Below are 24,343 nucleotides of genomic sequence, written 5' to 3'. Positions count from 1 at the left end.
TAAACGAAAAAATTGGGTCACAACGCCGAGTTTTTCATTGCATTCTGAAGTGACAAAATTGTAGGATACTTACACAACCCCGTTATTTTTGTGACTTTTATTACAAAGCACACTGCGGGATTTGTCGGTGTTATCCCACTCCTACCTATATAAATCACTAGATAGTGATAATAAATAAAGGGATACCACCAAGGATTGTTTTTCTCGCAAAACTTTTCCTGCGAGATACGGAAAGGAATCAAGACCGGTCAACCTAGATCGGTGGCGATAATAAATATAAAGGACAAGACGTAATCAATAGTCTAGGTAGTATTTGCTGCCCGGTACTTTTGCGTCGACATTGAACTGGAAGGATGTATCTATGGTAGATAGAGAGCAAAATCCACAGGGTCTGTACACTCCGGAACTGGAGCATGACGCTTGTGGTATCGGTTTTGTTGCTCACCTTAAAAACCGTAAATCTCATGAAGTAGTGACTCAAGCATTGGATATGCTGGCTCGCATGGAACACCGTGGTGGTCAAGGTTGTGACCCATGCAGCGGTGATGGTGCGGGTATCTTGCTACAAAAACCTCATGAATTCCTATTAGAAGAAGCCGTTAAGCTAGGCATTAAACTGCCTTCGTTTGAAAAGTATGGTGTTGGTGTCGTTCTTTTCCCGAAAGACGAATACAAACGCGAGCAATGCCGTGACATTCTAGAACGTAACGCACAACGTCTAGATCTTGAAGTTATCGGCTACCGCGTATTGCCAACCGATAACTCAATGATCGGTGCAGACCCACTAAGCACAGAGCCTCAGTTTGAGCATGTGTTTATCTCTGGTGGCCCGGGCATCACACCTGAAGAGCTAGAGCGCAAACTGTACGTACTTCGTAACTACACTGTACGTGTTTGCCTAGAAAGCGTTTCGAACATTGGTGACGACTTCTACATTAACTCCATGTCTTACAAGACATTGGTGTACAAAGGTCAGTTAACGACCGAGCAAGTACCTCAGTACTTCCTTGATCTACAAAACCCGACCATGGTGACTGCACTGGCACTGGTACACTCTCGTTTCTCTACCAACACCTTCCCGAAATGGCGTCTTGCACAGCCTTTCCGTTACATTGCCCACAACGGTGAAATCAATACAGTTCGCGGTAACTTGAACTGGATGAAAGCCCGTGAAGCAATTCTAGAATCAGACCTGTTCACTCAAGCTGAAATCGACATGCTTCTTCCAATCTGTCAGGAAGGCAGCTCGGATTCATCTAACTTTGACATGGCACTTGAGCTCCTAGTTCTTTCTGGTCGCAGCCTGCCACACGCATTGATGATGATGATCCCGGAAGCATGGCAAGAAAACAAAAACATGGATCCTAAACGTCGCGCGTTCTATCAGTACCACGCGAACATCATGGAACCATGGGATGGTCCTGCTTCAGTATGTTTTACTGATGGTGTTCAAGTTGGTGCGACACTAGACCGTAACGGTTTGCGCCCTTCTCGCTACACAGTGACCAAAGATAACTTCCTAGTGATGGCATCTGAATCTGGTGTTGTGGATATTGAACCAGAGAACGTAGAGTTCCGTGGTCGTCTACAACCGGGTCGTATCTTCGTTGCAGACCTAGAGCAAGGTCGCATCATCTCCGATGAAGAAGTGAAAGACACCATCGCAACGGCACAGCCTTACGAGAAATGGGTAGAAGAAAACCTACTGAGCTTGAAGAAGCTGCCAGATGCGAGCAACCAGTTCAGCCAACCTAAGCCAGAACACCTTCTACACCGCCAACAAGCGTTTGGCGTAAGCACTGAAGAAGTGAACGAAATCATCGTTCCAATGGCGAATGACGCGAAAGAGCCATTATCAGCAATGGGTGCCGACTGGCCTCTTGCGGTTCTATCTCATCAGTCTCAACATCTTTCTAACTACTTCAAGCAGCTGTTCGCACAGGTAACCAACCCACCGATCGACCCGATCCGTGAGCGTATGGTTATGTCGCTGAACACTTACTTGGGTAAAGACCAAAACCTTCTGACTGAAACACCACTTCACTGTCAGAAAGTCGAATTAGAATCGCCGGTTCTGGCGAACTCAGAGCTTGAAAAACTACGTGCGATCGATAACGAGCACCTACAAGCGAAAACGTTGGATATCGTATTCCAAGCTAGTGAAGATCAAGGCAAACTTGAGCGTGCATTAAAACGTATCTGCCAATACGCAGAAGACGCGGTTATCGATGGTTACTCAATCATCCTACTCACTGACCGCGCAGTGAATTCAAACCACGCGGCGATCCCAGCAATGCTGGCAGTTGGCGCAGTGCACCACCACTTGATCCGTAAAGGTCTACGTGCGAAGTGTGACATCGTGGTTGAAACTGGTGACGCGCGTGAAACGCACCACTTTGCAACGCTACTTGGTTACGGTGCGAATGCGGTTAACCCTTACCTAGTGATTGAAACCATCATTGAACTTCAACGTACGAAGAAGTTGGATCCAGAAGCGAACCCTCGTGATCTGTTCAACAACTACCGTAAAGCGATCAATGGCGGTCTTCTGAAGATCTTCTCGAAGATGGGTATCTCGACGCTACAGTCATACCACGGTGCGCAAATCTTCGAAGCGTTGGGTATCCACAAATCAGTGGTCGACAAGTACTTCACAGGTACGGTTTCTCGTATCCAAGGTCTAACCCTTGATGATATCGCCAAAGAAGTACTTATCCGTCACCGCATCGGTTACCCACAACGCGAAATCCCAATTCAAATGCTGGATGTAGGCGGTGTTTACCAATGGAAACAGCGTGGCGAGAAGCACCTCTTCAACCCAGAAACCATTTCTCTACTGCAAGAGTCTACGCGCAACAAGAACTACGATCAGTTCAAGCAATACGCGACAGCAGTAGATAAGCAAGGCGATAACGCGGTAACCCTACGCAGCCAACTTGAGTTCATTAAGAACCCAGCAGGTTCTATCTCTATCGACGACGTCGAACCAATTGAAAGCATCGTGAAACGCTTCGCGACCGGTGCTATGTCATTCGGTTCCATTTCTTACGAAGCACACTCCACACTGGCTGTTGCAATGAACCGCCTTGGCGCGAAATCGAACTCTGGTGAAGGTGGTGAAGACCCAACGCGTTTCGAGCGCAAAGAGAACGGCGATTGGGAACGCTCTGCGATCAAGCAGGTGGCTTCAGGTCGTTTCGGCGTAACCTCTTACTACCTAACTAACGCTGAAGAGCTGCAAATCAAAATGGCTCAAGGTGCGAAGCCAGGTGAAGGTGGTCAGCTACCAGGTGATAAAGTAGATGACTGGATCGGTGCAACACGTCACTCAACTCCGGGCGTCGGTCTTATCTCGCCACCGCCACACCACGATATCTACTCAATCGAAGATTTGGCTCAGCTTATCTACGACTTGAAGAACGCGAACCGCGCGGGTCGTGTGAACGTGAAGCTGGTATCAGAGGCAGGCGTAGGTACGATCGCTTCTGGTGTAGCGAAAGCGAAAGCGGACGTTGTACTTATCGCAGGTTTCGACGGCGGTACAGGTGCATCCCCAATGTCTTCAATCCGTCATACAGGTCTTCCTTGGGAACTTGGCTTGGCAGAAACGCACCAAACGCTACTGAAGAACGGTCTACGTAACCGTATCGTGGTTCAAGCGGATGGTCAGATGAAGACACCTCGTGACCTTGCAGTGGCAACACTACTTGGTGCAGAAGAATGGGGTGTGGCAACCGCAGCATTGGTGGTTGAAGGTTGTATCATGATGCGTAAGTGTCATAAGAACACCTGTCCTGTTGGTATCGCGACTCAAAACAAGACGCTTCGTGAGCGCTTTGATGGTCGCGTAGAAGACGTCGTAACCTTCTTCCAATACATGGCACAAGGTCTGCGTGAAATCATGGCTGAACTTGGCTTCCGCACTATCGATGAGATGGTCGGTCAAGGTCAGAAACTGAAGATTCGCCAAGACGTTTCTCACTGGAAATACAAGAACCTAGATCTGTCTCCTGTTCTTCACGTTGAGCAACCACGTGAAGCTGATGGTGTATTCAACCAAGCTCAGCAGAACCACAACCTAGAAGAAGTACTAGACCGTAAGCTGATTCAAGCAGCGATTCCTGCACTCGAGAAAGGCGAAGCGGTGAATGCCGAGTTCCCTATCGTCAACACGGACCGCTCTGCAGGTACCATGTTGTCGAACGAAATCTCGAAAGTGTACAAAGATGCGGGTCTACCTCAGCCAATGAACGTGAAGTTCAAAGGTTCTGCGGGTCAGTCATTCGGTGCATTCCTAGCTAAGGGCGTGAAGTTCGAAGTGGAAGGCGACGCGAACGACTACTGGGGTAAAGGCTTATCTGGCGGTACCTTAGTACTTTACCCAGATGCAAAATCAAGTATTGTCGCGGAAGACAACATCGTGGTTGGTAACGTGTGTTTCTACGGTGCAACTTCGGGTGAGTCTTTCATTCGCGGTATGGCTGGTGAACGTTTCTGTGTTCGTAACTCAGGCGCGAAAGTAGTAGTAGAAGGCGTCGGTGACCACGGTTGTGAATACATGACGGGCGGTGCAGCAATTATCCTAGGTTCAACAGGTCGTAACTTTGCCGCAGGTATGAGTGGCGGCGTGGCATACGTATGGGATAAATCAGGTGACTTTGAGTCGAAACTGAACCCAGAGCTAGTAGACCTAGATCCAATCGAGCAAGAAGACAGAGATCTATTACTCGACATGCTAACTAAGCATGTTCAATTCACAGGAAGTGAAGTCGCTCAGTCTTTCCTAGACAATTTTGAAGCTAGCCTAGCCTCTATGGCTAAGGTAATGCCGCGTGACTATAAAGCGGTTCTTCAAAAACGCAAAGCTGAAGCACTGTCTCAAGGAAACGAAACTCAAGTGGAGGCCGTATAATGGGTAAGCCTACTGGATTTTTAGAGCATGGTCGTGAACTACCACAGAAGATTGACCCAGCTGAACGCATCAAGAACAACAAAGAGTTCGTTCTGAACGAGGAGTTTGGTGACAAGATCAATACTCAAGCTTCTCGTTGTATGGATTGTGGCGTGCCGTTTTGTCATAACGGCTGCCCTATCGGTAACATCATCCCAGAATTTAACGACGCGGTTTATCGTGATAGCTGGGAAGAAGCTTGGAACATCCTAAGCTCGACGAACAACTTCCCAGAGTTTACTGGTCGTGTTTGCCCTGCTCCATGTGAAAGTGCTTGTGTTCTTGGTATCAACCAAGACCCAATCACTATCTGTAATATCGAAAAAACCATCGTAGAAACGGCGTATCGTGAAGGGTACGCCAAACCAAAAACACCACGCTCTCGCACTGGCAAAACCGTTGCGATCATTGGTTCAGGTCCTGCTGGCCTTGCAGCTGCTGAGCAGCTAAACAGCGCAGGTCATACTGTGACGGTATTCGAGCGAGACGAGAAAGTGGGCGGTCTACTACGTTTTGGTATCCCAGACTTTAAACTGAGCATGGAAGTCATTGATCGCAAGATCAATCTAATGGCAGAAGCTGGCATTGAGTTTAAAGTAAACCAACACGTCGGTGTTGATGTAAATGCTCAACAATTGCGTCAAGAGTTCGATGTGGTTCTACTAACCGGTGGCTCAACGGTTCCACGTGATTTGCCCGTTCCGGGTCGTGAGCTCAAAGGCGTTCACTTCGCGATGGAATTCCTAGGTCAAAACAACCGTCGCGCCAATAACATGGACCTGAAAACGGAAGAGATTCACGCAAAAGGTAAACATGTGGTTGTCATTGGTGGTGGCGATACCGGTTCAGACTGTGTAGGTACGTCAAACCGTCACGGCGCAGCAAGCGTAACTCAAGTGGAAATCATGCCGATTCCACCAGAGAAGCGCCCAGCCAATATGCCTTGGCCTCAATACCCAATGATCCTACGTACTTCGACCTCTCATGAAGAAGGTGTCGATCGTCACTGGAACATCCTGACCAAAGAGTTCATCGGAAATGACAAAGGTGAAGTCACAGGCCTTCGTCTTGCTGATATCGTTTGGCAAGATGCAAAACCAGGCGAGCGCCCAAGCTTCAAAGAAGTAGAAGGCAGCGAGCGTGTGATTCCATGTGATATGGCATTTCTAGCGATGGGCTTCCTACACCCTGAACCAACAGGCGTACTTGCTCAACTGGATATCGCACTAGACGATCGCGGTAACGTAGCAACTCAAGATTTTGCTACTAACCAAGAAGGCGTATTTGCTGCTGGTGATATGCGAACAGGCCAATCTTTGGTGGTTCGTTGTATCAATGAAGGCCGCGAATGTGCCCGTGCTATCGATGATTACCTAATGGGTGGCACAAACCTAGAAGCAAAAGCAGATTCACTGATGCTTTCTGCTTAACGAAGCAGTCATGCTTCTCTCTTTCAATTGCCTAATAGCCATCAGCAATATCGATGGCTATCGGTGAAGAAAGAAAACAATTCCTTCCAATCTTTCTATTTTGACCAGCATTTTATGCTGGTCTTTTTTATCTCCCACAGAATCAAATGTTACTTTTTTGTAACAATCAATTTTCTATCTATTTGAAATTATTAAACTATTTTAGCTTATTAAATGGTAAATCGTATATTCACGTGATGATCCACTAATAACTTGACCTTTTTTACAATAAGCTATAGCTTGTGAAGTTGATGAAAATAAAACACTCAAAAAATGTTAAATATTTCACAACTTTTACTGAATAATTATACATAAAGCTATAAAGATGACGCATAGTTAGTCATCGATATCAACGTAAGCAGTGTTGATATATCTGTCGGGATGACGGATAAGCAAAGGGAGAATTGCAATGGCTCTTTATGATCCAAGTCTTGAGAAAGACAACTGTGGATTTGGCTTGATCGCGCATATGGAAGGCGAACAAAGCCACAAGCTGGTACGTACAGCAATTTCTGCACTTGACCGCATGACTCACCGTGGTGGTATCGCCGCCGATGGTAAAACTGGTGATGGTTGTGGTCTTCTATTACAAAAGCCCGATTCCTATTTACGTCTTATTGCCGAAGAAAATGGTTTCAACCTTGGCAAGCAATACGCCGTAGGGATGATTTTCTTCAACCAAGATCCAGTCAAAGCTCAACTCGCTAAAGACATCGTCAACAAAGAACTGGCGCAAGAGACGCTAACTGTGGCTGGTTGGCGTGAAGTACCAACTAATTCAGAAGTACTCGGTCCAATTGCGGCCAACTCGCTTCCAAATATTCAGCAAGTCTTTGTCTCTGCACCGGCAGGTTGGCGCGAACGCGACATTGAACGTCGTCTCTACATCGCACGCCGTCGCATCGAGAAACAAATCACCGAAGATCCGGATTTCTACATCTGTAGCTTATCGACTCAAGTTTTGGTGTACAAAGGCCTATGCATGCCTGCGGACTTACCGCGCTTTTATCTTGATCTTGCCGATCTACGTATGGAATCTGCTATCTGTCTGTTCCACCAGCGTTTTTCTACCAACACTCAACCGCGTTGGCCATTAGCTCAACCGTTCCGCTACCTTGCTCATAATGGTGAGATCAATACCATTGAAGGTAACCGACAATGGGCACGCGCTCGTGCTTACAAGTTCTCGTCACCACTGCTGCCTGACCTACAAACTGCAGCACCGTTTGTGAACGAGACAGGCTCAGACTCGTCTAGCCTAGATAATATGCTAGATCTCTTTTTAGCTGGCGGCATGGATATCTTCCGTGCCATGCGTATGCTTGTGCCGCCAGCATGGCAAAACCACCCTGACATGGATCCGGATTTGCGTGCGTTTTACGATTTCAACTCCAAACACATGGAACCATGGGATGGCCCAGCAGGTATCGTACTGTCCGATGGTCGTTATGCTGCTTGTAACCTAGACCGAAACGGTCTACGTCCTGCGCGTTATGTAATTACCAAAGACAAGTTGATCACTCTGGCGTCTGAGGTAGGGATTTGGAATTACGCCCCAGATGAAGTTGCCAAAAAAGGTCGTGTAGGTCCGGGGGAATTGCTCGTCATCGACACTCGTAAAGGTAAGCTTTGGCAATCTAGCGAGATCGATAATGACCTGAAATCTCGTCACCCTTATCGCGAATGGATGGAGAACAACGTTCGCAAACTAACACCGTTCTCTCAGCTGCCTGAAGATCAAGTAGGTGAGCGCAGCTTTGATGAAGACTTGCTTAAGACTTATCAAAAGCAGTTTGCTATGAGCAATGAAGAAGTCGATCAAGTATTGCGTGTCCTCGGTGATATGGGGCAAGAAGCCGTCGGTTCGATGGGTGATGACACCCCGATGGCGGTTCTTTCTTCGAAAGAGCGCTTGGTGACTGATTACTTCCGTCAGAAGTTCGCGCAGGTCACCAACCCACCAATCGATCCACTGCGTGAGAAACACGTCATGTCGCTGGCGACCAGCATCGGCCAGGAGATGAACGTCTTCTGTGAAACCGATGGCCACGCGCATCGTGTAACCTTTGATTCTCCAGTACTGCTCTATTCAGACATGCAGCAATTACTAGAGCTGAGTGACGATCATTACCGTAATACCATTCTCGATATCAACTACGACCCACAACAAAAAGATCTTAAACAAGCCATTGATGATCTGTGTGAGCAAGCAGAGCAAGTCGTTCGTGAAGGCACGGTTTTAGTGGTTCTTTCGGACAGAGCCTTGGTCAAAGGTAAGTTACCAATTCCGGCAGCAATGGCAGTCGGCGCCGTTCAAACTCGTCTGATTGACGCGAACTTACGTTGCGATGCCAACATTGTTGTCGAAACCGCAACAGCCCGTGACCCACACCAATTTGCCGTCTTGCTTGGTTTTGGTGCCACTGCGGTTTACCCATACCTTGCTTATGAAGCGTTAGGTAAACTGATTGATGATAAAGCACTAGAGAAAGACTACCGCGATGTGATGCAAAACTACCAATACGGCATCAACAAAGGCCTGTACAAGATCATGTCGAAAATGGGGATCTCAACCATCGCCTCTTACCGCTGCTCACAACTGTTTGAAGCAGTTGGCTTGAGCCAAAATGTGGTCGATCTGTGTTTTAAAGGCGTCACAACTCGAATTGAAGGCGCGAATTTTGACGACTTCCAGCAAGATCTTACAAACTTATCTCGTAAAGCATGGGCGAAACGCAAATCGATTGATCATGGCGGCTTGTTAAAGTACGTCCATGGAGGTGAGTATCATGCTTACAACCCGGATGTCGTCGGCACGCTGCAACAGGCCGTTAAATCTGGCGAAAGTAACGACTATCAGAGCTTTGCTAAGCAGGTAAACCAACGCCCTGTTGCCATGCTGCGTGACTTAATGTCGCTGAAAAAATCAGACTCACCGCTGCCACTTGAGCAAATAGAACCACGCACTGAACTGTTCAAACGCTTTGACTCAGCGGCAATGTCCATTGGCGCACTTAGCCCAGAAGCGCATGAAGCACTTGCAACGGCGATGAACCGTCTTGGTGGTTACTCTAACTCGGGTGAAGGCGGTGAAGATCCTCGCCGTTTCGGTACTGAGCGTAACTCACGTATCAAACAGATTGCTTCTGGCCGATTTGGTGTAACGCCGCATTACCTGACTAATGCGGATGTACTGCAAATCAAGGTGGCACAAGGTGCGAAACCGGGTGAAGGTGGACAGCTACCAGGACACAAAGTCACCGCAGAAATCGCAAAACTGCGTTATTCGGTACAAGGCGTGACTCTGATCTCCCCTCCTCCGCATCACGATATCTATTCGATTGAAGATTTGGCCCAACTGATCTTCGACCTTAAACAAGTCAACCCGAATGCGCTGGTTTCGGTAAAACTCGTCTCCGAGCCAGGTGTCGGCACCATCGCAACGGGTGTAGCCAAGGCTTACGCTGATCTTATTACCATTTCGGGTTACGACGGTGGTACCGCAGCAAGCCCATTAACTTCGGTAAAATACGCTGGTAGCCCTTGGGAGTTGGGGTTGGCAGAGACACAACAAGCTCTGGTTGCTAATGGTCTGCGTCATAAGATCCGCCTACAGGTAGACGGTGGTCTAAAGACTGGTTTAGACGTAGTTAAAGCCGCAATTTTAGGTGCAGAAAGCTTCGGTTTTGGTACTGCGCCAATGGTCGCTATGGGTTGTAAGTTCCTACGAATTTGTCACCTCAACAACTGTGCAACTGGGGTTGCGACTCAAGACGAGACACTGCGTAAAGAATATTTCAAAGGTCTACCAGAAATGGTGATGAATTACTTCATCGGCCTGGCAGACGAAGTGCGCGGATTACTCGCCGAACTTGGCGTTGAAAAGCTGACGGACTTGATTGGTCGTACCGATTTACTTGAGGCAGTAGAGGGATTTACAGCGAAACAGACCAAGCTGGATCTATCCAATATTCTAGAAGCTCCAGTATCACCTGAGGGCCATCCGCTATTTTGGACAGAGCCAAACAAACCGTTTGATAAAGCTGAGCTCAACCAAAAGATCGTTGATGATGCCATGCATGCGGTCGAAAACAGTCAATCGGCAAGTTTCTTCTACAATGTCATCAACACTGATCGTTCTGTTGGTGCACGCTTATCTGGCGAAATAGCAAAACGCTATGGCAACCAAGGGTTGGCGGCTTCCCCTATCAAAATCTATCTTGACGGCACCGCAGGCCAGTCCTTTGGTGTTTGGAACGCAGGTGGTGTAGAGCTTTACCTCACGGGCGATGCGAACGACTACGTGGGCAAAGGCATGGCGGGTGGTAAAGTGGTTATCAAACCTCACCTTGGCACTGCATTTAAGTGTAATGAAGCAACCATCATTGGTAACACCTGTCTGTACGGCGCGACCGGCGGTAAACTATTTGCAGCCGGTAAAGCAGGTGAGCGTTTCGGCGTACGAAACTCAGGTACGATAGCCGTCATTGAAGGTGCTGGCGATAACGCTTGTGAGTACATGACTGGCGGTATTGTTGCCATTCTTGGTGCGACAGGTGTGAACTTTGGCGCGGGTATGACTGGAGGCTTTGCCTATGTTCTGGATGAGAACCAAAGCTTTGAAGGTCGAGTTAATACTGAGTCTGTCGAAGCCATCTCATTGTCCGATCTTTACATCCACCAAGAACATTTGCGTGGCCTAATTGCGGAACACCTTGAAGAAACAGGGTCGAGTCATGCTGAAAATATTTTGGCGAACTTTGATGAATGGATTCCAAAGTTCTATTTGGTGAAACCACAAGCGGCAGATCTTCGCACGCTACTTGGTCACCAGAGCCGCAGTGCCGCAGAGCTGCGTGTTCAAGCACAGTAATCATGGAGGATGTTTGAATCATGAGCCAGAACGTTTATCAATTTATCGATGTGCAGCGTGTAGATCCTGCGAAAAAGCCTATCAAAGTTCGTAAGATCGAGTTCGTTGAAATCTATGAACCGTTCACTAAACAACAGGCGACTGCACAAGCGGATCGCTGCTTAGATTGTGGCAACCCATATTGTGAATGGAAATGCCCAGTCCACAACTACATCCCTCAATGGTTAAAACTTGCTAATGAAGGTCGTATTCTTGAAGCGGTTGAACTATCGCATCAAACCAACAGCCTACCGGAAGTATGTGGGCGCGTTTGTCCTCAAGACCGCCTATGTGAAGGTTCATGCACGCTTAATGATGACTTTGGTGCCGTCACCATCGGTAACATAGAAAAGTACATTACCGACAAAGCGTTTGAAATGGGCTGGAAGCCAGATATGTCCAAGGTGGAGTGGACCGATAAAAAGGTCGCAATCATTGGAGCAGGCCCAGCTGGCTTGGCTGCCGCGGATATCCTAGTGCGCAATGGCGTTAAGCCAGTCGTGTTTGACCGCTACCCTGAAATTGGAGGCCTTCTGACCTTCGGTATTCCTTCCTTCAAGCTTGAAAAAGGCGTGATGGAAAACCGCCGCCGTGTGTTCACTGAAATGGGCGTCGAGTTCCGCATGAACATGGAAGTAGGCAAAGATGTCCAAATGCAAGAGCTACTTGATGAATACGATGCTGTTTTCTTGGGCGTTGGCACCTATAAATACATGCGTGCAGGTCTAGATAATGAAGATGCGCCGGGTGTGTATGACGCGCTGCCATTTTTAGTTTCGAACACCTACAAAGTCATGGATCTTGAGAGTAACCAACCCTTTATCGATATGGCAGGAAAGAAAGTCGTCGTACTGGGTGGTGGTGATACAGCAATGGACTGCGTTCGTACCTCAATTCGCCAAGGTGCCTCCAACGTAGTTTGTGCTTATCGTCGTGATGAGGCCAACATGCCGGGATCTCGTCGCGAGGTAAAAAACGCAAAGGAAGAAGGCGTGAAGTTCATGTTCAACCTTCAGCCTTTGGGAGTGGAAGTGGATGCGTCAGGCAAAGTCTCGGGGGTCAAAGTGGTGAAAACCGCACTTGGTGAACCTGATGAAGCGGGTCGCCGACGTCCAGAGCCCGTTGAAGGCAGCGAGCACGTTCTACCAGCAGACGTTGTTATCATGGCGTTTGGTTTCCAGCCGCACAAAATGGACTGGTTAGCACCGTTTGATGTCGATTTGGATCAATGGGGTCGTATCAAAGCCCCAGCGAAGCAAGAGTTCCAATTCCAGACCAGCAATGAAAAGATCTTCGCGGGTGGCGATGCGGTACGAGGTTCTGATCTTGTCGTAACCGCAATTGATGAAGGACGAAAAGCGGCAGAAGGCATTCTCGATTACCTAGAAGTTTAATCTCAGCTAACCTCACAAAAAGGGTCCTGTTATTGGATCCTTTTTCTTTTGTATCCATATAATTAGAAACAAAATTATAAGAGTAAATATAATGAAAAAAGCCGCTCTCCTTTCCATTACTTTGCTCGGCTTAACCGCTTGTAGCCAAGGAGTCACAACCATGACGGATCGTTCTCAATCACCTTGTGGTGACAAACCAAACTGCGTCTCCACCCAAGACACGCGAGAAAAATACAACCTAACGCCATTTATCTTAGTTGATTCAGCGAACATCGACGCTATTGAGCAAGTTGCGCTTGAACTGCCAGGCGCGAAAACCGCGGTGAAAGAAAGCAACTACCTTCGTATCGAGTGCACATCTAAAATCATGCGCTTCGTGGATGACCTCGAACTAAAAATAGCAGGAGACCAACTGATTGTGCGCTCGGAATCTCGTGTGGGCTACTCTGACTTTGGCGTAAACAGAAAGCGCGCCGATCAATTACGACAAAAGCTCACTCAAGCTAAGCTCATCAAATAGAAAACTGCCAACGGGGAGTGCTATACTCTCGGCCAACTAAAATATTTACCTAAAGAGAGTGTTATGAAAGTTGGTATCATCGGTGCGATGGAACAAGAAGTGACCATCCTGAAGCAAGCAATTACAAACTGCAAAACTGTAAATAAAGCAGGTTGTACGTTTTTCTCTGGTCAAATTAACGATGTCGAAGTCGTCGTACTACAATCGGGCATCGGTAAAGTTGCAGCGGCAGTGGGCACGACAATCCTTCTTGATGAATACCAACCAGACGTTGTGATTAACACAGGCTCTGCTGGCGGTTTCGATTCAAGCTTAAACCTTGGCGATGTAGTTATCTCTACAGAAGTTCGTCATCACGATGCAGACGTAACCGCTTTTGGTTATGAAATTGGCCAAATGGCCGGTCAACCAGCTGCATTCAAAGCGGATGACAAGCTAATGGACTTAGCAGAAAAAGCCCTAGCACAAATGGAAAACACTCATGCGGTTCGCGGCCTAATTTGTACTGGCGATGCGTTTGTTTGTACTGCTGAGCGTCAAGAGTTTATTCGTAAACACTTTCCGTCTGTTATCGCTGTAGAAATGGAAGCATCTGCTATCGCTCAAACTTGTCACCAATTCAACACACCGTTTGTTGTTGTGCGTGCAATCTCTGATGTCGCTGATAAAGAATCACCAATGAGCTTTGATGAGTTTCTACCTCTAGCAGCAAAAAGCTCTTCCGAAATGGTATTCAAAATGCTGGAACTCATTAAGTAAACGACTCATTCATGGAAGAAGTTTTTCAGTCATTTTATGCCAACGGTGCGCTCCTTATAATGTGGGGCGCACTGCCCTTGCACCTTCTAGTGCCAATCCCCCATTCAGCGCACCCCATCACTTTATGGCGAAAGCTAGCAGAACAGCTAGCCAACAAAGTGAACAATAATCACAATTACTCACAGAGTGTAATCTCAGGCAGTCTTGCACTAGGCTTGATGCTGTTTCCTTGTTTGATATTACTGATTGCAGTAAAGCCATTTGTTTGGCAAATCCCTTTATATGAACTGGTTCTATTGATCCTTGCGCTAGACTGGCGCAACAGCGAAACGTTAACGAAACAGCTCGTAACTAGTATGTCTTCGGAAGACAAAGCTCAGTGTCGAGCATTACTGAGACCATACCTTAATCGCGATACTGGTAGCCTCTCGATCGTTGGCATAGGTAAAGCTGGCTCAGAAACCCTGATTATGGGATACAGCCGCAACGTGATCGGTGTGCTATTTTGGTACGCACTAACAGGTGGCATTGGTGCGTTAATGTATCGACTCACAACAGAATTAGCGCGAGTGTGGTCCCCTAGCCGACGCCAATATTTGCCGTTTGGTAAACCTGTGATTCAACTGGTTGCTACTCTGGATATTATTCCACTTCGTCTCTTTGCCATACTTTTAGCTGCCGGAAAGAATACAAGTAATGTGCTCTCTGGAATACAACAGCAAGCGAAGTCTTGGCCCTTACCAGGACCTAGCTGGGTGTTATGTACTATCGGACACAAACTACAACTGTCTTTATGCGGCCCTGCTATCTATCAAGGTGTGCGTGCAGAGCGCGCAAAAATCGGTGGGCGCATTGCGCCATCGGCTATTCACCTTTCACAAATACATACGCTGCTCGTTTGGCGCGTCCTGGCTTGGATCGCAATCCAAAGTTTGCTTTTAGGAATAATTTATCAAGGATTATGATGAATAAATTATGCTTCGCATTAACGCTGTTTGTTTCGACAGCGACCTTCGCTCAACCCGCTCAACGCATTATAAGTTTAGCTCCACATGCCACCGAAATTGCCTTTGCAGCAGGGCTAGGAGACCAGCTTGTTGCTGTCAGCGAAATGAGCGATTATCCAGAACAGGCAAAGCAGCTAGAAAGAGTCTCAAATTATCAAGGAATTAAATTAGAGCGCATTATTGCTCTTCAGCCGGACTTAGTGATTGCTTGGCCAGCCGGAAACCCCGCTAAAGAGTTGGAGAAAATTAAACAGTTCGGTATTCCTATCTATTACTCCACTACAGGTTCATTAGAAGATATCGCCAACAATATTGAGCAACTCAGCCAATACAGCGAAACTCCACAAGTAGGAAAAAAGGCCGCTGAAGATTTTAGAACGCAACTGAGTACACTAAAAGAACAGTACAACACGAACGAGAAAGTTCGTTACTTTTATCAGTTGAGTGAAAAGCCTATCATCACTGTCGCCGGAAAGAACTGGCCAAGTGAAGTCTTTACTTTTTGCGGTGGTGAGAACATTTTCGCCACATCTAGCGCGCCTTATCCTCAAGTTAGCATCGAGCAAGTCATTACTCGCCAGCCAGAGGTTATTTTTACTTCTCGTCACGCAATGAGTAACGATGGTATGTGGGCTGAGTGGAGTAATGAGCTTCTTGCTCTTAAAAACAAACACATCTGGTCCCTAAACTCTGATTGGATTAACCGTCCGACACCACGCACATTGAACGCGATCAAGGAAGTGTGTGAGCACTTTAAAAGCGTTCGTCAAAAACGCTAACGATTTCGTGGCAAATACCGTACAATTTCCGCCCATTTTTTCTCACACTATTTAAAGGTACTAAGTAACATGGACTCCATGCTGCTTTATATGATCGATTTGTTCGGTACCGCTGTTTTCGCTATCTCTGGCGTATTACTGGCTGGCCGTTTAAAAATGGATCCATTCGGCGTTATCGTACTCGGCAGTGTGACTGCTATAGGTGGCGGAACAATCCGAGACATGGCGCTTGGTGCCACTCCCGTATTTTGGATAACAGATACGACTTACTTATGGGTGATATTTGTTACGTGTCTACTAACCATGCTTGTTATTCGAAGACCCAAGCGACTCTCATGGTGGGTATTACCCGTTTGTGATGCCATCGGTCTCGCTGTATTTGTGGGAATAGGAGTAGAAAAGGCACTCGCCTACAATGCTTCTGGGATGGTCGCGGTGATAATGGGGGTTATTACTGGCTGTGGCGGTGGCATTATACGAGACGTGCTGGCTCGCGAAGTTCCTATGGTATTAAGAAGCGAAGTCTATGCTACGGCATGTATTATTGGCGGCATCTTCCATACGATGGCGGTAAACATGGGTTATGACCACTCAACGGCTTTACTCGCTGGTGTAATCTCAACGCTCATTATACGTCTCGGTGCGATTCGTTGGCATCTATCCCTGCCAACTTTCGCCATTAACCGTTAAACACAAACAACATCACTCACCATGGAGTCGACCAAGTGTCGGCTCCTCTCATTTATGCTCATTTGATTCGCCAATTCTTGGGCAATTCGCTAAATTATCTCAACCATTCCTAACTTTCATTAATCATTATGTTGCTTGAAGGTATTGAAACGTTACTTGTCCTCAGTAAAGAAAAAACCATGAGCCGCACGGGCAGTCAACTCTATATTAGTCAATCTGCCGTGAGTAAACGTATTTCAAATCTAGAGAAGAAGTTAGGAAAAAAATTAATAGAGCCAAATGGTCGGCACATAAAGCTGACCTCCGATGGCCTTGCCCTCATCAACACGATCGAGCCAACGTTCAATGAGTTAAGAGGTCAGATCTATGATCAACAACAAATAGAAGATACTTCTTTGATCAAGATAGACTGCTCTGAAACCTTAGTCGCTGGATACCTCAGCATGATCATGGCAGAACACTTTGCCCATGATCAGTACATACGAATATCGACCAATCATACGCCACGCATTATTGAGAATGTGAAATCAGGCAAAGCAACATTGGGATTTTGCGCTGGCTATCTACCACCTCATCATGGATTAATGAGCCTTCACCTCGCCGATGAACCTTTCTCAATTGTCAGTCGACATTCACTTTCACAACTACCTAAAGCTATTTTGACCAATGACCTAACTAACCCTGCCAACACATATCAACAAGCTATTTTATCCAAACACGGAATCGAACCTTTGATGGAAATGGATTCGTATACTGCGGCAGCACAACTGGCTTTGGGAGGTATGGCTCCCGCTTTAATCCCTAAATCTATCCTAACGACACTTAATATCACATCTAAGTTCTGCTATGACTTTGAAGAGCTAGATCAGTTAGTTCGACCAATACATATCTGCTTACGTCACAGCACATATCGTAGCGAACGAGTTAAAGCACTGACAGAATCCATTGCTGATGTTGTTGCCAAAGAAGTTTCGTTGCCATAAGCATCGACATCACTATAACTAGAGGACGAATCCATTTTTGTCCTTTACTTACCACGACCTTCGCTCCTAACTGAGCACCAAGAAAACCGCCAACAGCCATGGTTAAGCCAAGCTTCCACACGGGCAACCCAGCGAAGATAAAAAAGAGTAGTGCCGCAATGTTTGACGTGAAATTGAGAATTTTGGTTCTAGCAGTGGCTTCGACCAAAGAAAAGTGACCTAGTGCAACAAAACAAACAGTAAAAATAGATCCAGTCCCAGGGCCAAAAAAGCCATCATAGAAACCGATTCCGCCACCAATGCATAGCGCAAACATCGCTTCAGATAACTTTGGTTCTCCATCGATTTTTCGCGTACTTGGCGCGAGTAAAAAATAGAGGGAAATGGCTATCAAAAGAACAGGGATCAAACTGGTGAGTACGCTAGCATCAATAAACTGCACAGCCTCGGCACCGATTGCAGCGCCTATAAAAGTGCAGAGTATCGCAAAACGCATTTCCTTTAAGCTGACAATACCGTTACGCACGAAATACCAGCTAGCAGAGAAACTGCCAAACGAACTTTGTAACTTATTGGTTGCTAGAGCTTGAGTCGGACTCAACCCCGCAGCCAAAAGCGCAGGGAGCGTAATGAGCCCCCCCCCACCAGCCATCGCATCAATAAAGCCTGCGGCAGTCGCAACCAAAAATAAGGCCAACAAAATCTCAACCGTGATTTCCACTACACTTCCTTTTTGAAGAGGTATCAAAGAGGAAGAAACGGTAGCACTTATTCACAAAACTACCAATGGAAAGTCAAGACACCAATCTATTCCTAATTTTCATCAGTCAATAAATCTAGAGAATGATACATTAAAAATATCAATTACATCCAAATATAGAGCCTCACCTCAAGAGCCTCTTAATATTTTGATAGAAAAAGAAAATGCTGTCTTAATAGGAAATATTTAATCTGATAAAAAACGAAAATAATGGAAGCCTTACTAACTCGACCATCAATAAAAGAGCAGCAATTACGCTTAAAAATCGAACAGATAGTGAATGTTAATCAGCTATTCAGCGTTATTGACTCTAAACCAGAGACTAGCGGTGCGGGTGTAATTTATATTGATAACAAATTCACCGTTGTACGCTTAAGAGACTTTAAATCCACATGCCATATCAATCCTACCTTTATCATTCTACGAGAACCGATAAAATTACAATCATCTCAAGAATTTGCAAAAAAAATAAAACAGGAAGAGTCAAAATCAAGATTCAATCAAGAGCTTCTATCAGCGAGCATTAGCTGTATTGGTGCAGCGATTGGCTGGATTGGGGTAGTTGGTTCGGGGCTAACAATACCAGTAAGTGGTCCTGTGGGCGTAACTATGTCCTATATCTCACACGCCGCTACTGTTGCTGCCACAGCTCAATGTGCTATTGGAGTAGCAAGAACCCGTATAGTATCTAAATCACCAGACAAATTATCGGATATAGACAGTAATGAGTGGTATCAAAATACAACTAAAGCTTTAGATTACATCTCCTTAGCTGGAGCGGGCGCTAGTGGATATCAAACGATAAAAATGGTTCAATCTCTTAAGCAAACCACTAAGAAAGGCGTTCCCGAGATTCTAAAAGGCTTAAACAGACAAGAAAGAACAAGATTAACTAAAGAAATCATCCGTAAAAACCTTCCGAGCATTTCGAATAAAGCTCGTAAACAGCTAATGTTGTCAGGAGAAATTCCTAAGAGGTATTCACAAGCAACAATATCCGCATCCATTTCTCATCAGCTTCTAGATGCAATTGGAGGCTCAATTAGCATAGTAGGAAGCGGTTATTCGGGAGAGTTAAGAAATCTTGCAATTGGAATCTATGAGGAATTGAAAGTTGAATACTAAATCAATTAGCATAGCAAACATCTCACTAAGTATATGTTTATACTTGGCATTGACTATTGGTCTGGCTATTAGCTTGAGCATTTGGAATGACTGGTTTTCTTTCACTCAACACATTGCTCTAGATACTTACCTTCTTACATTGGGAGCTATTACGGTTGTTGTTGTATGCATTCCAAACATTCTGACAATAAGCAAAGGATTAAGTATTGCTGCAAAAATAAACTTACTTACTATCTCTTTTATCATTCTCACTTGCAGCATTAATTTTGTTGCAGCAAGTGGTAGTACTATTTCTTCATCTTTGGGTACATTGCTTGCCATCATTAGCTTAATGATCTTCAAAAGCGAAGCATACCAATCGTTCCTAGCACACTTTAATGCTCTTCATTTTAGAAAAACCTCGATATAAAAAAGCCCGCTCAAATGAGCGGGCAATGAGGTTGTCATGTAAGCCCTGATTAATGAGCTTACTGATTTTTATCTGTTACGCGTCTAGACTCGCTTTCACTTTAGCGTGCAACTCTTGAACCGAAGTTACTGACGCTTTTGCGTCTGCAGTATGAGACATACATGTAGCGAACGCTGCATTCAGTGTCGTTGTGTAGTTCACTTTTTCTGCCAGTGCACCACGGCGTAGAACTTTCGAATCTTCAATCGCTTGACGACCAGCAGCCGTGTTTACGATGTAGGTGTATTCGTTGTTCTTGATGCGGTCAAGAATGTGTGGACGACCTTCGTGTACTTTGTTTACCAAACGTGGGTTAATACCCGCTTCGCCCAGAATTACAGCAGTACCGTGTGTCGCATCCAACTGGTAACCCAGTTTCACTAACTTAGAAGCTAGGTCAACAACACGCTCTTTATCACCTTCACGTACAGACAGTAGCGCACGACCACCTTCAGGATAAACCGCACCACAACCTAGCTCTGCTTTCGCGTAAGCTTCTGCGAACGTTGCACCCACACCCATTACTTCACCTGTTGAGCGCATTTCAGGGCCCAATAGAGGGTCAACACCAGGGAATTTGTTGAACGGCAGAACCACTTCTTTCACTGAGTAGTAAGGAGGGATAATCTCTTTAGTAAAGCCTTGTGACTCTAGAGATTGACCCGCCATTACACGTGCAGCGATTTTCGCTAGAGGAGCGCCTGTCGCTTTCGATACGAATGGTACCGTACGAGCAGCACGAGGGTTCACTTCAATTAGATAAACGTCGTTATCTTTCACAGCAAACTGCGTGTTCATCAAACCGCGTACACCGAGTTCGAATGCTAACTTCTCAACTTGCTCACGCATCTTGTCTTGAATTTCCTGACTTAGCGTGTATGCAGGCAGTGAACATGCAGAGTCACCAGAGTGAACACCCGCTTGTTCGATGTGCTCCATGATACCGCCGATAACGACGCGTTCACCGTCACAGATAGCATCAATATCAACTTCGGTTGCATCATCCAAGAAACGGTCTAGCAGAACTGGAGACTCGTTCGATACGCTTACTGCTTCGTTGAAGTAGCGACGCAGGTCTTGCTCGTCGTACACGATTTCCATCGCACGACCACCGAGTACATAAGATGGACGAACAACTAATGGGAAGCCAATTTCTTTCGATTTCTCAACCGCTTGCTCCATCGTTGTTACTGTCGCGTTTTCTGGCTGAAGTAGACCTAAACGGTCAACAGCGGCTTGGAAGCGTTCACGGTCTTCCGCACGGTCGATAGCATCTGGGCTAGTACCAATGATTGGCACACCAGCCGCTTCTAGAGCACGAGCCAGTTTAAGTGGCGTTTGACCACCGTACTGAACAATCACACCTTTTGGTTTTTCAACGCGAGCGATAGACAGTACATCTTCCAGAGTTACTGGCTCGAAGTACAGACGATCAGACGTATCGTAGTCAGTAGATACCGTTTCTGGGTTACAGTTAACCATAATGGTTTCGTAACCGTCTTCACGCAGCGCAAGTGATGCATGAACACAACAGTAATCGAATTCGATACCTTGGCCGATACGGTTTGGACCGCCACCAAGAACCATGATCTTATCTTTGTCTGTTGGGTTTGCTTCACATTCTTCATCGTAAGATGAGTACATGTAAGCCGTGTCAGAAGAAAACTCTGCTGCACATGTATCCACACGTTTGTAAACCGGATGAATATCAAACTGCTCACGAGCACGGCGAATTTCACTTTCAGCGACACCAAGCAATTTAGACAAGCGAGCATCAGAGAAGCCTTTGCGTTTCATCTGACGAAGCACTTCTTTGGTCAAACCTGCGTAGCCGCCCGCCTTGACTTGTTCTTCGAGTTTTACAATTTCTTCGATTTGAACCAGGAACCAGCGGTCGATTTGAGTCAAGTTGAACACACCGTCGACTGACATACCCGCTCGGAATGCATCGGCGATGTACCAGATACGCTCTGCACCTGCTTCTTTAAGTTCGTGACGAATCTTAGTCAGTGCATCTGGCGCTTCCAGATCGACCATCTCATCAAAACCAGTTGCGCCAACTTCTAGGCCACGCAGTGCTTTGTGAAGAGATTCTTGTTGGTTACGACCAATCGCCATTACCTCACCAACCGATTTCATCTGAGTTGTCAGACGATCGTTTGCACCAGCAAATTTCTCGAAGTTAAAGCGAGGGATCTTAGTTACGACGTAGTCGATAGTTGGTTCAAATGACGCAGGTGTTGCACCACCTGTGATGTCGTTTTGTAGTTCGTCTAGCGTAAAGCCAACAGCCAGTTTCGCGGCAATTTTCGCGATTGGGAAGCCTGTTGCTTTTGATGCTAGCGCAGAAGAGCGAGATACACGTGGGTTCATCTCGATGATGACCATACGACCATCTTTCGGGTTGATACCAAACTGTACGTTTGAACCACCTGTTTCAACACCAATCTCACGTAGAACGGCTAGCGATGCATTACGCATAAGCTGGTATTCTTTGTCAGTCAGTGTTTGTGCTGGAGCAACCGTGATTGAGTCGCCCGTATGGATACCCATTGGGTCAAAGTTCTCGATTGAACATACGATGATACAGTTGTCCGCTTTGTCACGAACGACTTCCATTTCGTACTCTTTCCAACCGATTAGTGACTCATCGATAAGAAGTTCGTTGGTCGGAGATAAGTCCAGACCGCGACGACAGATTTCTTCGAACTCTTCTTTGTTGTACGCGATACCACCACCAGTGCCACCCATGGTGAACGATGGACGAATGATACAAGGGAAGCCAACCATATCTAAAACTTTGTAAGCTTCTTCCATGCTCTTCGCTGTATCTGCGCGAGGACACTCAAGGCCGATAGACTTCATCGCTTTATCAAAACGAGAACGGTCTTCCGCTTTGTCGATTGCATCAGCCGTTGCACCAATCATCTCTACGCCAAACTCTGCGAGAACGCCGTGCTTCTCTAAATCTAATGCACAGTTAAGTGCTGTCTGACCACCCATAGTTGGCAGAACTGCATCAGGACGTTCTTTCTCGATGATCTTGCGTACCACTTCCCACTGAATCGGCTCGATGTAAGTCGCATCTGCCATCTCTGGGTCAGTCATAATCGTTGCTGGGTTAGAGTTAACCAGGATAACTCGGTAGCCTTCTTCGCGAAGAGCTTTACACGCTTGTGCGCCAGAGTAGTCAAACTCACATGCCTGACCGATAACAATCGGACCAGCACCAAGAATTAGAATACTTTGAATGTCAGTACGTTTTGGCATTATCTACTACTCCGAATTAAGCGCTGTGTTTTTTGATTAGTTCGATAAAGTGGTCAAATAGCGGTGCCGCGTCATGTGGACCAGGGCTCGCTTCTGGGTGACCTTGGAAGCTAAATGCTGGCTTGTCTGTGCGGTGGATACCTTGCAAAGAGCCATCAAATAGCGATACGTGAGTAGCACGTAAGTTTTCCGGTAATGTTGCTTCATCGGCCGCAAAGCCGTGGTTTTGCGAAGTGATCATCACAACGTTACGCTCTAAATCTTTTACTGGGTGGTTTGCACCGTGGTGACCAAACTTCATTTTCACCGTTTGCGCACCTGATGCTAGCGCCAGAATTTGGTGACCTAGACAAATACCAAAAATTGGTAGGCCTTTTTCTAGGAACACTTTGGTTGCTTCAATCGCGTAAGTACATGGTTCTGGGTCACCAGGGCCGTTCGATAAGAATACGCCATCTGGATTTAGTGCCAGAACTTCTTCCGCTGACGTTTCTGCAGGTACAACCGTTAAGCGGCAGCCGCGGTCAACCAACATTCGTAAGATGTTGCGTTTTGCGCCGAAGTCGTAAGCGACAACGTGGTATGGCAGCTCGCTGTCATCTTTCGCCTCTGGAAGTCCACCTTCAAGCGTCCACGAACCTTGCTTCCATTGATACGCTTCTTTTGTTGTAACTTCTTTCGCAAGGTCCATTCCTTTTAAGCCTGGGAATTCTTTTGCTTTCGCTAGTGCCAAAGCTTCGTCTAGGTTGTTGCCCGCAACAATACAGCCGTTTTGAGCACCTTTTTCACGCAGGATACGAGTGAGCTTACGAGTATCGATATCAGCGATGCCAACGATATTTTGAGACTTAAGATAATCAGAGAGGGATTGTTCGTTACGGAAGTTAGAAGCGATTAGAGGAAGATCGCGAATCACAAGGCCTTGTGCATGAATGGAAGAGGATTCTTCATCTTCGGAAGTGGTTCCGGTATTGCCAATGTGAGGATAAGTGAGAGTGACGATTTGCTGAGAATAGGAAGGATCAGTGAGGATTTCTTGATACCCCGTCATCGAGGTATTAAAAACGACTTCACCAACGGAAAGACCATCTGCCCCTATGGACACTCCGCGGAACACTGTCCCATCTTCTAGGACCAACAGTGCTAATTTACCCAAGACAACCTCCAGAATAAAAATGCAAAAAAAATAAATCAAACTGCAAACATGCCTTCCTTTACCTATAAAATCTACATAAATAGGTATTTCAGACAAATTGGCGGTATTCTAAAGTTGGAC

General features: G+C 46.3%; 15 protein-coding genes. 12 read left to right on the top strand and 3 right to left on the bottom strand.

Annotated features, from left to right (window positions below):
* Positions 1–361: 361 nt before the first annotated feature.
* From gltB (KJB35_RS12220) to KJB35_RS12175, 10 genes are all read left to right on the top strand, one after another.
* On the top strand, positions 362–4,912 hold the full coding sequence (gene gltB, locus KJB35_RS12220) for a glutamate synthase large subunit (protein WP_213908101.1): 4,551 nt from the start codon (positions 362–364) through the stop codon (positions 4,910–4,912).
* Positions 4,912–6,381, top strand: coding sequence for a glutamate synthase subunit beta (locus tag KJB35_RS12215; protein WP_138938955.1), 1,470 nt, complete (start codon positions 4,912–4,914; stop codon positions 6,379–6,381). The genes gltB (KJB35_RS12220) and KJB35_RS12215 overlap by 1 nt, the downstream gene beginning before the upstream one ends.
* A 448-nt stretch (positions 6,382–6,829) precedes the next feature.
* Positions 6,830–11,293, top strand: coding sequence for a glutamate synthase large subunit (gltB, locus tag KJB35_RS12210; RefSeq protein ID WP_158159560.1), 4,464 nt, complete (start codon positions 6,830–6,832; stop codon positions 11,291–11,293).
* Positions 11,294–11,313: 20 nt separating this feature from the next.
* On the top strand, positions 11,314–12,726 hold the full coding sequence (locus tag KJB35_RS12205) for an FAD-dependent oxidoreductase (protein WP_005381833.1): 1,413 nt from the start codon (positions 11,314–11,316) through the stop codon (positions 12,724–12,726).
* A gap of 91 nt (positions 12,727–12,817) precedes the next feature.
* Positions 12,818–13,246 (top strand): DUF1499 domain-containing protein, encoded by a 429-nt coding sequence (locus KJB35_RS12200; RefSeq protein WP_158159559.1) that lies wholly within the window; start codon positions 12,818–12,820, stop codon positions 13,244–13,246.
* Positions 13,247–13,309: 63 nt separating this feature from the next.
* Complete coding sequence (gene mtnN / locus KJB35_RS12195; RefSeq protein ID WP_005381837.1) at positions 13,310–14,005, top strand: 5'-methylthioadenosine/S-adenosylhomocysteine nucleosidase; 696 nt, start codon at positions 13,310–13,312, stop codon at positions 14,003–14,005.
* Positions 14,006–14,016: 11 nt separating this feature from the next.
* Positions 14,017–14,970, top strand: a complete 954-nt coding sequence (locus tag KJB35_RS12190) for a cobalamin biosynthesis family protein (RefSeq protein WP_158159558.1) — start codon at positions 14,017–14,019, stop codon at positions 14,968–14,970.
* Positions 14,970–15,791, top strand: a complete 822-nt coding sequence (gene btuF, locus KJB35_RS12185; RefSeq protein WP_181881276.1) for a vitamin B12 ABC transporter substrate-binding protein BtuF — start codon at positions 14,970–14,972, stop codon at positions 15,789–15,791. Before KJB35_RS12190 ends, btuF begins: the two co-directional genes overlap by 1 nt.
* Before the next feature lie 69 nt (positions 15,792–15,860).
* A complete protein-coding gene (locus KJB35_RS12180) occupies positions 15,861–16,481 on the top strand; it encodes a TRIC cation channel family protein (protein ID WP_005387377.1) in 621 nt (206 codons plus the stop codon).
* A 128-nt stretch (positions 16,482–16,609) separates the two neighbouring features.
* On the top strand, positions 16,610–17,464 hold the full coding sequence (locus KJB35_RS12175) for a LysR family transcriptional regulator (protein WP_017821479.1): 855 nt from the start codon (positions 16,610–16,612) through the stop codon (positions 17,462–17,464).
* Here the strand turns inward: KJB35_RS12175 and KJB35_RS12170 are convergent.
* A complete protein-coding gene (locus KJB35_RS12170) occupies positions 17,406–18,185 on the bottom strand; it encodes a TSUP family transporter (RefSeq protein ID WP_005381847.1) in 780 nt (259 codons plus the stop codon). The genes KJB35_RS12175 and KJB35_RS12170 overlap by 59 nt on opposite strands.
* 249 nt (positions 18,186–18,434) lie before the next feature.
* Here KJB35_RS12170 and KJB35_RS12165 point away from each other — a divergent pair, with 249 nt between their 5' ends.
* Together KJB35_RS12165 and KJB35_RS12160 are read left to right on the top strand one after the other, a co-directional pair.
* Complete coding sequence (locus KJB35_RS12165; protein ID WP_213899725.1) at positions 18,435–19,349, top strand: hypothetical protein; 915 nt, start codon at positions 18,435–18,437, stop codon at positions 19,347–19,349.
* A complete protein-coding gene (locus tag KJB35_RS12160; protein ID WP_169644219.1) occupies positions 19,339–19,758 on the top strand; it encodes a hypothetical protein in 420 nt (139 codons plus the stop codon). Before KJB35_RS12165 ends, KJB35_RS12160 begins: the two co-directional genes overlap by 11 nt.
* 75 nt (positions 19,759–19,833) lie before the next feature.
* On the opposite strand, the gene carB is transcribed toward KJB35_RS12160, so the two are convergent.
* Positions 19,834–23,067 carry a carbamoyl-phosphate synthase large subunit gene (gene carB, locus KJB35_RS12155; protein WP_005381854.1) on the bottom strand — a complete coding sequence of 1,078 codons (3,234 nt, stop codon included), beginning with the start codon at positions 23,065–23,067 and terminating at the stop codon, positions 19,834–19,836.
* A 16-nt stretch (positions 23,068–23,083) separates the two neighbouring features.
* Positions 23,084–24,223: a glutamine-hydrolyzing carbamoyl-phosphate synthase small subunit gene (gene carA / locus KJB35_RS12150; protein ID WP_017821483.1), complete on the bottom strand. Its 1,140-nt coding sequence runs from the start codon at positions 24,221–24,223 to the stop codon at positions 23,084–23,086.
* Between the last annotated feature and the right edge of the window lie 120 nt (positions 24,224–24,343).

The organism is Vibrio sp. D431a (genome assembly GCF_030248655.1).
Taxonomy (GTDB): Bacteria; Pseudomonadota; Gammaproteobacteria; order Enterobacterales; family Vibrionaceae; genus Vibrio; species Vibrio alginolyticus.
The sequence above is the reverse complement of the archived record's forward strand: the minus strand, read 5'-3'. Positions and strand labels throughout refer to the sequence as shown.

Coding starts and splice junctions, on each gene's coding strand:
- gltB (WP_213908101.1), top strand. CDS start 362: ATGGTAGATAGAGAGCAAAATCCACAGGGTCTGTACACTCCGGAACTG.
- KJB35_RS12215 (WP_138938955.1), top strand. CDS start 4,912: ATGGGTAAGCCTACTGGATTTTTAGAGCATGGTCGTGAACTACCACAG.
- gltB (WP_158159560.1), top strand. CDS start 6,830: ATGGCTCTTTATGATCCAAGTCTTGAGAAAGACAACTGTGGATTTGGC.
- KJB35_RS12205 (WP_005381833.1), top strand. CDS start 11,314: ATGAGCCAGAACGTTTATCAATTTATCGATGTGCAGCGTGTAGATCCT.
- KJB35_RS12200 (WP_158159559.1), top strand. CDS start 12,818: ATGAAAAAAGCCGCTCTCCTTTCCATTACTTTGCTCGGCTTAACCGCT.
- mtnN (WP_005381837.1), top strand. CDS start 13,310: ATGAAAGTTGGTATCATCGGTGCGATGGAACAAGAAGTGACCATCCTG.
- KJB35_RS12190 (WP_158159558.1), top strand. CDS start 14,017: ATGGAAGAAGTTTTTCAGTCATTTTATGCCAACGGTGCGCTCCTTATA.
- btuF (WP_181881276.1), top strand. CDS start 14,970: ATGAATAAATTATGCTTCGCATTAACGCTGTTTGTTTCGACAGCGACC.
- KJB35_RS12180 (WP_005387377.1), top strand. CDS start 15,861: ATGGACTCCATGCTGCTTTATATGATCGATTTGTTCGGTACCGCTGTT.
- KJB35_RS12175 (WP_017821479.1), top strand. CDS start 16,610: ATGTTGCTTGAAGGTATTGAAACGTTACTTGTCCTCAGTAAAGAAAAA.
- KJB35_RS12165 (WP_213899725.1), top strand. CDS start 18,435: ATGGAAGCCTTACTAACTCGACCATCAATAAAAGAGCAGCAATTACGC.
- carB (WP_005381854.1), bottom strand. CDS start 23,067: ATGCCAAAACGTACTGACATTCAAAGTATTCTAATTCTTGGTGCTGGT.